This window comes from Sulfuricurvum sp., from assembly GCF_028710345.1.
In the GTDB taxonomy this organism is placed as follows: Bacteria; Campylobacterota; Campylobacteria; order Campylobacterales; family Sulfurimonadaceae; genus Sulfuricurvum.
The window spans coordinates 1-13,248 of record NZ_JAQTUH010000025.1; the positions used below are offsets into that span (position 1 = coordinate 1).

Below are 13,248 nucleotides of genomic sequence, written 5' to 3' on the forward strand. Positions count from 1 at the left end.
ATGGTTCAATAACGATCTTTGGAATCTTTTACCTGCTGATAAAAAAGTCAACAATCAAAAGCGAGACAAAATACCATCACCAAAGCTCATAGAAAAGCGTGCAGATACCATTATCGATTATTGGAAACGATATGAGCAAAAATGGCATCATCGATTTAATAATGAAATGGATGTTTCACTGCTCAATAGCGATCATGAAGAAAAATCGTACGATTTGGCTATTGCTTCACTAATTCAAAAAGCTGGTTATTTGATTTACGATCGGGGATTTCAAGCATGGGAGTAGTGCGATGAACTTTGTTGAGTACACACAAGAGGTGATTGATGCCATCTGTGATCTGGAAGGGTGTACACAAGAGAGAGCTGAAGCTTTGATCCAAGATCAGCACGTCCAACTGCGTCAAGGCCATCAATACCGTCTTAGCCCCTCTATCATTGCAGGCTCTATTTTAGGGATCAATGATTGCTGCATCTCGGCATATCCAATCAAATCCTAAGGCGCCGTTTTGCAGAACCGCTACACGGGTGATATCGGCGATTTTGGCAAGTTTCTCCTTCTCAAACATCTCTTCCCCAATGCTCCTATTGCCACCATTTGGTACATATACCCCGATGAATCGCACAACACCGATGGCTCGCATACGGTAGATGAGAGTAATATCAAGGTATATCAGCACTGCTCTGCCATTGATTCAGCCATGAGTGAACTCTTCAATGCCATTCATTGTGAGCCTAGCCGTCATGTAGGTCTATTTGAAATGTATCCGGTTTTACCCAACGCGCACTATTTCAAAGAAACGGTTGTAGGGGACGGGGAATATTACCGTCAAGTGTGGCTCAAACGGGCCATGTGCTTTATCGAACAAACCCAAAGTAGCATTGTTTGCCTCGACCCGGACAATGGAATAGAGCCTGCATCTATGGCTAAACTCACAAAAAGCAAACAAGGCAAGTATGCTACCTATGGAGAGATAGAAACATTCTTTGAAATTGGATGTGTCGATCATGTAGTGATCTATCAGCACTTTCATCGGCAAGGCGCTCATGAAACTCAGATGCAAGAAGCTAAAACAAAATTTGAAACACTTTATGAGGGCAGGGCGGTCGTTACCATTATTCGCCATAATCCGGTTCAAGCTCGGTTTTACATCATCCTCTCGAAATATCAACCCCCGCTGGAGCAAATACAATCACTGGAACATCTTATGTATGGCACCAGAGCATTTTTTAGTCACCTCTAAAGCGTAAATCAATAATATTCAGCTCTCTTATAGGGTAAAACCGCTTTAAGCCTTAGAGGTGTGTTATTATTGCTCTAAATGAGATAACCATAAGAGAGTGTTCTCTCCGTAATGGCAGCTTTCGTCGCACACTCATAATATCCAACATGAGTAGCAGAGCGATAGAAGATGGCGTACTGATCATACATAGTTCCTAGATCAATTGCTTCTTCAAATGTGACTCCATAGATGCAATAGCTCTCTTCGCTGTGATCGTCCAAATACCCTAACGCTTCATCAAAGAGATAACCTCTCTCTAAAAGGGTTTCAAACAGCTGTTCATTACGCACAGTATTCTCTTCTGCACTCAAGGCGATATTATTGGGATTCCAGGCCGTAAGAATGGCAAAACTCTGATTCAAAGGGGGGGAAACGGGTAGGGTGTCAATGGTAAAGTCAATTACATCACCGTTGTGAGTAATTCTAAAATGGGTTTGATCGTAAATTGCTTTCATACAATCAGTATAGCATCAAGATCGCTTGAGCTTAGCTTAATGCTAAACTCAGGCTCTAATATCGAGATTCTGACCGATTCCGGTAAGTTCGGAGACTGAACTCGATGAAGTCTCTTGGGGAGCAGGAATGCTTTCAAGAAGCTTCATGACACCCTCTGATTGAGAGTCAATCGCTTTTTTCATGGCATACATCTCCGGTTCCATACCCATATTCGAGTTGATTGGATCCATGGCTTATCCTCCTTATGGAGTTAGAGCAATATCGGCATATAAAACATTCATTTGAACCGTTTTTACTCTAATGCTTTATCAAAAGATAAACGTATTATCCACTTAATTTGACTAATAAAGAGATTAGCTACAATACGATCATTATAACCATCGAGGTGACATCATGACCCCCTTTAGCTACCATAACCCCACCCGTATCGAATTTGGTCCCGGTAAAGAAAACAACATCGGTCAATGGCTTAAAGAAGATGGCATTGAACATATATTGCTGGTGTATGGAGAGGGTTCCATCAAGAAAAACGGTCTGTATGAGAGGGTAGTCGATAGTCTAAAATTATCTAATATTAAATTCGATGAACTAAGCGATATCATAAGCAATCCCGTTTTATCCAAGGTCTATGAGGGGATTGCAATGGCTCAATCTGCCAATGTACAGGCTATACTGGCCGTTGGAGGAGGATCGGTGATCGATACCGCAAAAGCGATCGCGGCAGGAACTTTGTATGATGGGGATATATGGGAGTGCTATGAGGGAAAATCGGAGATTACATCGGCATTACCGCTCTATACGATCGTCACCCTTGCCGCTGCCGCGAGCGAAATGAACGGCAACTCGGTGATCACCAATGAAGCTACGCAGCAAAAATACTCGATCGGAAGTAAACTCCTCAATCCTAGACTCTCCATTGTCAATCCCGAGTTGATGCAGAGTGTTAGCAAGGAATATTTGGTCTATTCGGCATCCGATATTATCGCTCATGCGTTAGAGACCTATTTGACTGCAACCGATCACCCCCATTTTCAGTCACGTTTGGTGGAATCAATCATTAAGAGTGTTATTGAGCTTACAGATCGACTCATCGAACACCCTGAGGATTATCATGCCAGAGCCGAATTCGCATGGGTCTCCTCCCAAGCGCTTAACGGTCTCACAACATCCGGAACCGGAGGAGGAAACTGGCCCAATCACATGATCGAACATGCTCTCTCAGCATTGTTCAATATCCCGCACGGTGCAGGGCTCTCGATCGTCGTTCCTGCATGGATGAGCTGGTACAAACAAAAAAATAAAGCGCACTTTGAGAGATTTGCCAAAGAGGTGTTCGGTAAAGAGAGTGCCGAAGAGGGGATAACGATGCTCAAGCGATGGTACAGCTCCATCGGTACACCGATTACCCTCTCTCAAGCCAATATCCCCAAAGAGCGGATTAGCGATATTGCCAAAAATGCACACTCGCTTGCAGTCGTATGGGGGATGGGAGAGCTTTATAGTGTAGAGGATATTATCGCCATATTGGAGGGGGCATAATGGGGCAAACACTTACCCTTATCTCTTGGAACGTCAACGGCATACGTGCTGTAGCTGAAAAGGGGGCGTTTGATTGGATTGAAACCCATCAACCTGACATCCTCTGCCTCCAAGAGATCAAAGCAACTCCCGATCAGATCCCAGAAAACCTCTTTCAAGATCGATACCACCATATGAGCGTCAACAGTGCCGCTAAAAAAGGGTATTCGGGAACCTTGATAGCGTCTACCCTAGAACCCTCCAAAATCCATACTCGCCCCGATATCGATATTTTGGATGAGGGGAGAATCGTTGAACACCATTATGGGGATATTGTCCTCTTTAACGTCTATTTTCCAAACGGTCAAAAAGATGAAGAACGCCTCGCCTATAAACTCAGTTTTTACGACAATTTTTTATCGTATTGTCAACAACTGCGCTCTGAAGGGAAAAAGATCATTATCTGCGGTGACGTCAACACGGCACATCGGGAGATCGATCTCAAAAATCCAAAATCAAATGAAAAAACATCCGGTTTTCTACCGATCGAACGTGAGTGGATCGACAAACTGATCGAATGCGGCTATATCGATACCTTTCGTCATGTTCATGGAGATAAAAAAGATGAGTACAGCTGGTGGTCGTACCGTTTCAGTGCCCGAGCCAAAAACGTGGGATGGCGCATCGATTACTTCTTTATCTCCGAGGATCTTATCGATGTTCTCGAAGATGCGTTTATTCTCCAAGAGGTTCATGGATCGGATCATTGTCCGGTTGGAATACGGATAAAGATAGAGGAATAAAGATGCCCAAAAAAGTATTGATTTTCAGCGGTGCAGGTATCAGTGCCGAGAGCGGTATCCGAACCTTTCGGGACGCAAACGGGTTATGGGAAGAATACAACGTCGAAGAGGTGTGCTCGATTGAGGGATTTGAACGCAATCCGCAGCTTGTAAATCGTTTTTATGATGCCAGACGTCATGATCTGCGTTATCGATTGCCCAATGCAGCTCATGAGATGGTCGCACGACTTAAAATCAAATACCGAAACCGTATCGAAGTCCTGACCCAAAACGTCGATGATCTGTTTGAGCGAGCAGGGTGTCCCGGTGTCATCCATCTGCATGGAACCCTGACACAGCTGAGATGTATGGATTGCGGGTGTGTATTCGACATCGGGTATGATTCCCAAGAAGGTGCAGTGTGTCCGGAATGTGAGAGTGATAGTATCCGTCACAATGTCGTCATGTTCGGTGAAAATGCACCGATGTATCAAAAACTGCAAGACGCCATCGATGATTGCGATTATCTCGTAGTGATAGGGACCAGCGGGCAAGTGATCAATATCGCATTTTACGCTCCGTATTTTGAAGAATCGATTCTCAATAATCTCGATAAAGACGAAAGTTTTGACAGCTTCTTTACGACGGTTTACTATGAAAAAGCCACATCCGCTGCCGCTAAAATCGAAGCGGATATCGAACGGTTTTTATCTTAACCATTCGTTTTATGGTTCTTTGTAGTTAAGAATAATCTCGATCTGGCTGCTGATGACTTTCATACGCATCAATGACCCATTGAATATGGTTTTGGTAATGAGAGGCCATTCCTCTTGCATCCAATGATTCTTGTGCTAATTGTTTGAACACATCAACATTAAACTCTTTGTGTTGAACGAGATGTTCTATATCCTCAGCATCAGCATCACTGTATCGCAAAACTTTCGTAATTACCAAATCAATAGGGTGTAAAACATAGAGAGACAAATTCCCCCCTATCTCTTTGATATGCACGGCTCTATCCATATAATCTTCAGCCAGTAATCCAAAGTACGGATGATACGTGGTATCGAAGCTTACCGATTCTACAACTCCGTTATTATCCCATGTTGTTCCAAGATGATCGGGAATTGCCGGTTTTATCGGTTCCATAATTGCGTCAATATCATCAGATCGGCGAGCATTGGTATAAAAGTGTACCGCAGCCCCGCCGGCAAGATAAATAGTAGAAATACTCTTTGGCCAAAGTGTTTTGTTATAGGTTGATATTTGCTCGAATATATCGTAAATCGCTTCGGTAAAGCTCGTATTCATTAATAATTCCCTGTTTGAACAAATTGTTCATATCGTGTTAAATCGACTCCTGAAGATACGCCATATTCATTCACATCGCTCATTGGTCTTTTGCTCTTGGCATAAAGTTTGACGGCTGTGGGTTCAAAATCAAGTTCAACTTTTTGATGGGTCATGAATTGATATAAATAGGCTGCACGTTGACGTACCGGTTTACTCTGTAGAGGGTCTTTGGTAAATTTTAGAAGTTCATGTTTTTTACGCAAAAAAGCGACTCGGTAAAAAAGATACTGCTCATAATCCCTCGGGTCATTAAAATAGTGCTCATTATTGAGTATTTTTTCCAAGGCAGTGGTATCGTCATCCAAAAGCATCCTATCAACATGCGGATGTCGTTTTCCATTGAGTTTGACCAGATAATATTCATACATCTTTTTCAGATGACTTAGCCCGATTGCCGAATCGAGCATATACTTCACTGTTTTATTGAGAGGTACATTACTAAATAACGCTTTCAAAAGATCCGGCTTCGTTTTAAACTCACCATGAAATAAAGCGTACAATGTTTTTAAATCAACCGCCATCGTAACTGCGTTAGAGAGTAAATCGAGGAGCTCTTTGGTATTGTGCTGAAGTTCTAGGGGCTCTACCTCATATTCAGCTGTATCGTTTTCAAGATCATACTGTGCCTGCATATGAAGGAGCTGTTCGGGTGCAACCTGCAGAAGCTTTCCGAATTTTTTAGCAGTTGCAACACTAAACCCTCGTTTATGACTGTAAAGTTCACTGATAGTTTTAGACCCGAGATCTAAATGTTTGCACAGGGTCTCTTGCGTTACCCCCATCGGATCTAAGAACTCTTCTCGCAAAAAATCCATAGGATGTCGAGTCATGACAAATCCTTTAAATTATTATATATTGATAAATATATCGTATTTGGATAAATTAGTCAATAAATTTCTTGAAAACAACTATAGAACTTTTTGCCATATCAGAAATTTCGGTTTTACAACGCCATTAACGTCTGGTATTCGTTGAGCGCGAAATCGTCCGTCATGCCGCTGATGTAGTCGGTGAGGAGGCGGATACGATAGTAAAGCTCCAACAAAACAAAACTCTCTTGATCTTCTGTATCGATAGAGTCAACATCAGCTTGATATGCAACGATCTGCTTGGAAGAAATACGTCGTATGAGGCGCATCGCCACAAAACACTCTATTTTTTCATCTCTCAATAGCTTACTGAAATCCTCAGCACATATTTCCAGCAGCGGTTTATAGAGATCGAGTAGACCATTAACAATCGTATATCCTTGGAGCTCCAGAGTCTGAACCTCACGATTTTGATAGATGTATTTGGTCGAGATTTTTTTGAGTATATGGATTGCTTTGTAATAATCGCTTTCTCTGTCGTATTCGAGAAGCGCTGAGTTGAAACTTCCTTCATAGATCGCTTCATGATGGGCGACGTAAATATCGACGACATGTCCGACCAGTTCACGGACAAGCTGTGCGCGGGTGAGGGTGAAAAACATATTGAACTGGTAAGGGGCCTCGTTACGTTTGGCTTTTTCGTATTTGTCCTGTATGAGATCGAGAAGATAGTGTTCGTTTTCTTCTTCACATGCTTTGCGAATAAGATCATACACCTGATCGAGATTCAAAATTCCCTTTTCGACCGAATCTTCCAAATCTGCAGTGAGATAAGAGATGTCATCCGCCGCCTCCATGATGTAGGTGAGAGGAAAACGATGCCCTGCTGCTACCCCCAACGATTCTTGGAGGGTTTTAACATAATCGCGTTCACTGTAGTAATAGCCCGGTTTTTTTCGGAGGTAGCTTTGAGGATCATCGGAAGAGGGCTTCGGCTCATAGGCACCCCGCGTGTATTTGAGGACGGCGAGGGTTTGCGAGTAGGAGAGGTTGAGGCGCTGGAGTTTTGAAATGAGGCGGATCGCCTGCGCGTTGCCGTCGTAGTTGACGATATCCGTTTTCAGGGTGTTTTTCAGGGCTTCTATCGTCTCGGTTGACGTATCGACGGCATCGAGTAACGGCAGGGCGTGCGTACTCATCCATTTATTGATCGTCTCTTCGGCGAAATGACCGAAAGGGGGATTTCCGATGTCATGCAGCAAACTCGTCATCTCCGCTGTAGAGACAAAAGCGTTTTCCATTCCTTCCAGCCCGTAGGTGTCCAGACCTTTTTCAGAGAGTTTGGTGAGGATCGATTTGGCGATAAATCGTGCCGTCTGCGCGACTTCGAGTGAATGGGTTAGTCGTGTACGAATCGAGGCGTTAAGTTCGAGGGCGAACACCTGCGTCCGTTTTTGGAGACGGCGAAACGCTGGAGAGGAGAGGATACGCCCGCGGTCGCTTTCGATGGAGTATTCCAGATCGTTAAAGGGGTAAAGTTGACGGTGAAGTGTGAGTTTAGTGCGGTAATCGATCATTGTGGTTCCTCTTTATTTTTAATGACAAGTTTGCATAATGGCTGTTTGATAGCCTCTTTTCTCTCTTTGTCTTTCCATATAACAACGCTTTCAATCTCTATATCATCTATGGTATAGCCTTTTTGAAGCTTTTCTTTGACCATCTCATCAAAACTTTTTGCCAAACATCCTATTGCTTCGTCATCCACAAAAAGGTGTAAGCGATTACTGCCGGGATAAGTTCCTAACGTGGCTTTTGTTCCGGCTATCAGCTCTTCGGTAACAAAGTTTTGCCGACCGCTAAATCCGAGATAGACGTCTCGTAGTGACATAATAAACGTTTTCGTTGATGGTGCGTCATACTCTTTTTCATCATGATGAATAAAAATGTTGTTTGGTAACATACGAACGAAATGGTGATCGTCTGTCACAATGACAAGTCGGCTTTTAGCGCGGGTCATACCAACGTAGTAGAGTCTTAGAAGATCATCGTTAATATGGTTTTTACGGATCAAAATTACAACGGTATCAAATTCTTTACCTTTGGCTTTATGCATCGTCGAGACAACGACTCTGGCACCGCTCTCAAAGTCTTCAAATTTAATTTCATCAAGATAGCTTTCCCAAATAGAAGCATAAAAAACTTCATGTTCTTTGACAAAACTGTTGACGACCTGTGTGAGTAAATCCAGATGCCTTGAGCCTTTAAAATGAGAGAGTGCCATTTGTAACGCCATAGCGATATGCTCTTCCTCGATTTGGAAACTTCCGTTGCATAACTCTTTGATCTTGTAATCGACAAAATAGATTTCCGACAGATGACGAAGCTTGAATGCACCTCGTTCCAATAAATATTCGGCTTTTATTTCATTTTGCCGCAACAGTGAGTAGATCGACTCAACCTCTTCATTACTATAGGCTAATACGGCAATACTCTGATTCTCATCAAGTGTTTTTAGAACATTGACAACAGGGGGCACCAGTTCAGAGGATCGGCACAGATTCACGGTAACTTCACCGGCATGTTTCGATTCTGCAGTTTGTAGCTCTGTTTTAAACCGTGTGGTTAAACGCTGTACGATATGGTTCGCTAGATCGACAATGGTGCCGTCACTTCTAAAATTGCGTGTCAGGGCATATTGGGCATATCCACCTTCATCGCCACCGAATGTTTGGGCATAGCGTTTAAAAAATGCAACATCGGCGTTATTGACACCGTTGAGAATACACTGATCGTCATCGCCGACGGCGACGAGGCGCATATCTCCCTCTTGCGCCGAAACCATCGCTTCGACCATTTTGAAGGCATCGGCATTGATATCCTGAAATTCATCGAGGACAATGACCGATTTAAACGGTGCAGTTATTTGACCCGTTGAGAGCTTATACGCCGCAGTGGCAACTACCTGTTTCACAAGGTCGTTATCAATATCCTGTACCTGTCGCCCGATCAGTTGCAATGCGTATCCGTGAAAGGTGTAAATATCAATTTCATGCGCTAACGATCCCAACAGTTCCAAGAGACGGCTTTTAAATTCCGCGACTGCTGTTCGAGAATAGGTCAGCATCAGGAATTGATCGGCTTTAATATCTTCTTTGAGGATAAGCGAAGCGATTTTGTGAACCAATACTTTGGTTTTTCCGCTTCCCGGTCCCGCTAAAATCATCATCGCCCGGCTCTCTTTGTCTTCGATGATTTGTTGCTGTTCTTCAGATAGCCCCAAAAATATCTTTTCATACCGCTTTTTAGTCATAGGCTGTGAAAGGGTAAGTTTTGTGAGTTTGTATTTTCGTTTAAAAGATTCGTATGCGTCGGTAAAGTAGTCTTTTAAAAACGCCATTGCCTGTTTCGGATCATTTTGAAGTCTTTGGGCATATTCGCCCATGATATGGATCGATTCCACCTTTTGCTCGTAATGGGGTTTCATACGAATCGCGTATTCGGTTTTGGTATATTTGAGCTTTTTATCAAATTTGTCGGATTTGTGAATGTTCATTGGAGAGTAGTAGATAAAACGCCCTTCAGCCAACTCTAACACGTGTAAAAGATGTAGATGTAGTAACACTTTATCGACCATTTTTACGTGCATGTGTTTGGGTAGATTTAGCTCTTTATGCAGTTGTAAAAGTGAAAATTCGATATAACATTTCTCATTCTTTTTGGCATCATCTATCTGAGATACGAAGTACGATACCACTTTCGTCGCAATCTCATGTTTTAGTTCCATCGATTTTTTGAGTGCACTATAATCAGAGAGCTCTGTATACCAACTGTCACGCTGACGATCTACTCTTCGAAATCGGAAACTCTCTTTTGCTTCTCTCCAAAGCTTCAGAAGTTCCTTGATGAGTTCGGTTTTATTCGCTTCAGCGTTAATAGACCCGTTTTGAATCAATGCTTCGTTGAGAGATCGGATGGAGACAACACCTTCTGAGTGTTTAGCGAAATATTCCAATAAAAAGGATTCGATTTTTTGGATCGCTTCGTACTCTTTTTCAGCACTTTGTTTGATATAAAGACTTAGATCCTTGCTATCGGAAACAATCTCCATCTCTTTGAGCTTTAATATCGATGCGGCGATAATCTCTTTTTCAAAACCCAGTGTCTGTGAAATCTCATCGATCTGTACGGCTTTGGGCTTGCCGCGTCCTAATATACTGCTAAGTACCAACGTTAGCCGAGAAGTTTCTTCTTCAGAGAGGTTCTGCGTAGTGCAAGTTTCCCGTAACATCTCAAAACTACCTTGCGCTACAGCATCGGCATAGAAGCGTACCTGATTGCGTCCTCGTTCGATATATCCCTCACGCTCCAATTCCAAAAGAGCTGTTTTGATTTTGATGTCATAAGCCTGATTGCTATCTTCGACATCCCAATTTGCCGCTTTAGCGATTTCACGCGTCGTCATTGTGACTAGGTCGGATTTTTGATTTTTCAGCACCCGAAAAATGGCATTGACTTCGGCGGCACTTACTTTGCTCGTATTTAATGAAGCAAAATGTTTATCAAGATCATTCTCATCGAACAAGAGCGGACAAAATGCTCTGAGTTTTTTATCACGTGCCCCGCGTCCCGCCTCTTGAGCATAATTTTCCAGTGAATCGGAAACCTCATAATGGATGACATTTTCAATATTAGGCTTATCGACTCCCATCCCGAAGGCTGTGGTTGCAACGACAATATCCAATTCGTTGTTGACATATTGTGTCAATATCTCCATTTTTACGTCAGAATCGAGTTTGGAATGAAATGATCGGACACTTCTCGGTGCGAGATCGAGGCTGAGCTTTTGGGCAACTTCATCACACATCTTGGTAGAAGAGGGGATATAGACTAAAGCTGCACCTTTGTTATTGTTGAGTAGTTCGAGCAAACGGACGTACTTATCCGCTTTTTTATCGATGGGAACGGCTTTATAATCGAGATTTTTCCGCTCAGGCAATGCGAGATGATGGGTTAGAGTAAACCTCAGTGTGTCATGGATATAGTTACTGATATCATCAATCACATTTGGCTTTGCTGTAGCGGTAAAACACGATACGGGTATGGTCTCTTGATACGATTTTGCTTTCAATAAATCGTTGATGAATTCACCGATATAAAAATAATCATGCCTAAAATCATGCCCCCATGTTGATAAACAGTGGGCTTCATCGATAACGAATCGCTCGATCAGGCGGTTTTTAAGAACGGAGAAGATCGCGTTGGAGCGGAGGCTCTCCGGTGCGATATAGAGGATATCGGCTTCCCCGTTTACAACCTTGTCGATAACGTCTGCACGTTCGAGTGCACTGAGATAGCCGCTTAATGCCACAGCGGTAAAGTTGGCAACTTGCTTATTGAAACTTTCGATGTGGTTTCGCATAAGTGCCTGAAGCGGAGAGACCACTACAGTGAGCGATTTGTATGCTTTTGCTTTGACCAAAGCAGGCAACCAAAACGTAAATGTTTTACCCCCTCCGGTAGGGAGAACAGCCAAAAACGATTCGTCTCTCAGAGCAGCTTCTACAATCTCACGCTGAGAGATCATTGCCCCGCTATCCAGCGTAGCGTTCAAACGGGGAAACTCGTTAAATTCACCGAATCCGAATGTCTCTTTAGAAAAAGTCAGTAGTTCATCCATGCTTTTTTGCAGATCAAAACAGAGCTCTTTTTGCAGTGGGACGATAGCGGGATAGTCATAGAGAATTTTTGGAGGATGTGCCTTGATCTCGATATTGGGTGTCAGTAGTGCCAAAATATAGGCAAATTCTACAGGATGATTTTCTATCGCATCGGGAATTTTGGAAGGGTTTTTGATGACCGTCTCATAAAGCCTTGCAATCTCTTTTTCGAGGAGGAGGGGAGCCAAACATTCGAGTGTAAGGATGTTTTCTATCGATTGAAAAAAGCCCTGAAAGAGATCCTGATCAGCGAGGAGTGAGAAAAAAACGTTCTGCCGTCTTTTTTCCAATCCCAAAAAGTTTTCAACACATTGTTCAAACAGTTTACGTGAGAGTTTCGAGTCTTCAACCGGATCATTTAGAAAGTTGTCTTCATTTTTATAGCTTTTGGGAAGGTGGTGAAATGTCCTTTCGTTAAAGAGCAAAAGTGAGATTGGGAGGGTATCGATGATAACTTTCGTTTCCAATATGGGCATTAATGCCGTTTCTTGAAGCATCTTTTGATCGAAGGTTACGAAGTTATGACCGGCGATAAAGTGAGGATTATATTCTTCTATAAATTGTTTAACATCAGTCAATGAGGTCGTTTTTAATTCCTGCTCTCCATAAACGAGACCAATCTCTTTGATTTCGCCGGAGTTGGTCGTTTCGAGGTCGAGGAAGAGGATATTCGTCATTGAGTCACTTCTCGTAGCTTCTGATGCACCCTGACCATCGCCAGCGTATCGAGTTTACAGTACGCCAACAATGACGTCCGCATTGCCTCTTGTTTATTTTCTTCCATCGTTGCGAGTTTGGCGTAGGTATTCATCGCTTCGCTCCCGTTTTGGACACCTTCTAGGGATTTATACGCTTCTGCCATCTCTGGGACGAGGGCAGGGAGGACATATTTGATCGAGTAGCTTCCCTGCATGGACGGGGTGACGTAATGCCCCTTCTGAAACGGCACCATCAGATCGCGGATGCTCGTATGGATTGTCATGAGTTGCTCGCTGAGATCGGGGAAGCTCTGGGAAAGTTTCTCGATCACCCCGCGCTCGAAGCTCATGTTGTATGCCAATACCGTGACGTTGCCCTGGATGTCATGGATCAGCTGTTGCGCCAACGCGTAGCGCGGATCGGTTCCTGCGGGGGCTAAAAACTCCCGATGTTCCAGTCTCCCGTCGGCGTGCTCGATATGGAGCGAATATTGAAACGGTATCTGCTGATAGGGGCTGATTCCCGACCACTGCGGAACCGCCTGCTGAAACGTCTCGAAATCGAGGTGGTAGATCGGATAGGCGAGGGTGGAGAGGAACTCACCGATAGCGTCGCGGTCGATGTGGGTACGCTG

The 13,248-nt window shown here is 43.4% G+C and carries 12 protein-coding genes and 1 pseudogene; 6 read left to right on the plus strand and 7 right to left on the minus strand.

The annotated features are described in order from the left end of the window. The 3 genes and pseudogenes from PHC76_RS14180 to PHC76_RS14190 all read left to right on the plus strand — a co-directional run. A pseudogene (locus tag PHC76_RS14180) lies at positions 1 to 286 on the plus strand (hypothetical protein); the annotation flags it as partial. Positions 287 to 290: 4 nt separating this feature from the next. Beyond that, positions 291 to 497, plus strand: coding sequence for a hypothetical protein (locus PHC76_RS14185; protein ID WP_300210583.1), 207 nt, complete (start codon positions 291 to 293; stop codon positions 495 to 497). 9 nt (positions 498 to 506) lie between these two features. Then, positions 507 to 1,241, plus strand: coding sequence for a hypothetical protein (locus tag PHC76_RS14190; protein ID WP_300210585.1), 735 nt, complete (start codon positions 507 to 509; stop codon positions 1,239 to 1,241). 74 nt (positions 1,242 to 1,315) lie between these two features. Here PHC76_RS14190 and PHC76_RS14195 read toward each other — a convergent pair whose 3' ends face one another. Beyond that, positions 1,316 to 1,735 carry a DUF3293 domain-containing protein gene (locus tag PHC76_RS14195; RefSeq protein WP_300210586.1) on the minus strand — a complete coding sequence of 140 codons (420 nt, stop codon included), beginning with the start codon at positions 1,733 to 1,735 and terminating at the stop codon, positions 1,316 to 1,318. Between the two features lie 48 nt (positions 1,736 to 1,783). Next, positions 1,784 to 1,966 (minus strand): hypothetical protein, encoded by a 183-nt coding sequence (locus PHC76_RS14200; protein WP_300210588.1) that lies wholly within the window; start codon positions 1,964 to 1,966, stop codon positions 1,784 to 1,786. A 163-nt stretch (positions 1,967 to 2,129) separates the two neighbouring features. Here PHC76_RS14200 and PHC76_RS14205 point away from each other — a divergent pair, with 163 nt between their 5' ends. Genes PHC76_RS14205 through PHC76_RS14215 form a run of 3 tightly spaced genes read left to right on the plus strand, consistent with a single transcriptional unit; the run spans position 2,130 to position 4,752 of the window. Next, entirely contained in the window at positions 2,130 to 3,275 is a 1,146-nt protein-coding gene (locus PHC76_RS14205; protein WP_300210590.1) for an iron-containing alcohol dehydrogenase, read from the plus strand. After that, complete coding sequence (locus tag PHC76_RS14210) at positions 3,275 to 4,057, plus strand: exodeoxyribonuclease III (protein ID WP_300210592.1); 783 nt, start codon at positions 3,275 to 3,277, stop codon at positions 4,055 to 4,057. Before PHC76_RS14205 ends, PHC76_RS14210 begins: the two co-directional genes overlap by 1 nt. A 2-nt stretch (positions 4,058 to 4,059) precedes the next feature. Further along, on the plus strand, positions 4,060 to 4,752 hold the full coding sequence (locus tag PHC76_RS14215; protein ID WP_300210594.1) for a Sir2 family NAD-dependent protein deacetylase: 693 nt from the start codon (positions 4,060 to 4,062) through the stop codon (positions 4,750 to 4,752). A gap of 25 nt (positions 4,753 to 4,777) precedes the next feature. On the opposite strand, the gene PHC76_RS14220 is transcribed toward PHC76_RS14215, so the two are convergent. From PHC76_RS14220 to PHC76_RS14240, 5 genes are all read right to left on the minus strand, one after another. Then, on the minus strand, positions 4,778 to 5,347 hold the full coding sequence (locus PHC76_RS14220) for a DUF6036 family nucleotidyltransferase (protein WP_300210596.1): 570 nt from the start codon (positions 5,345 to 5,347) through the stop codon (positions 4,778 to 4,780). Next, positions 5,347 to 6,219 (minus strand): HigA family addiction module antitoxin, encoded by an 873-nt coding sequence (locus tag PHC76_RS14225; RefSeq protein WP_300210598.1) that lies wholly within the window; start codon positions 6,217 to 6,219, stop codon positions 5,347 to 5,349. The genes PHC76_RS14220 and PHC76_RS14225 overlap by 1 nt, the downstream gene beginning before the upstream one ends. Positions 6,220 to 6,332: 113 nt before the next feature. Further along, the gene (dgt, locus tag PHC76_RS14230; protein ID WP_300210600.1) at positions 6,333 to 7,775 is read right to left on the minus strand and encodes a dGTPase; all 1,443 of its coding nucleotides are present in this window, start codon (positions 7,773 to 7,775) and stop codon (positions 6,333 to 6,335) included. Further along, positions 7,772 to 12,592: a RecQ family ATP-dependent DNA helicase gene (locus PHC76_RS14235; protein WP_300210601.1), complete on the minus strand. Its 4,821-nt coding sequence runs from the start codon at positions 12,590 to 12,592 to the stop codon at positions 7,772 to 7,774. Before PHC76_RS14235 ends, dgt begins: the two co-directional genes overlap by 4 nt. Beyond that, on the minus strand, positions 12,589 to 13,248 hold a 660-nt coding region (locus PHC76_RS14240), incomplete at its 5' end, for a DUF2779 domain-containing protein (protein ID WP_300210603.1). The genes PHC76_RS14240 and PHC76_RS14235, both read right to left, overlap by 4 nt.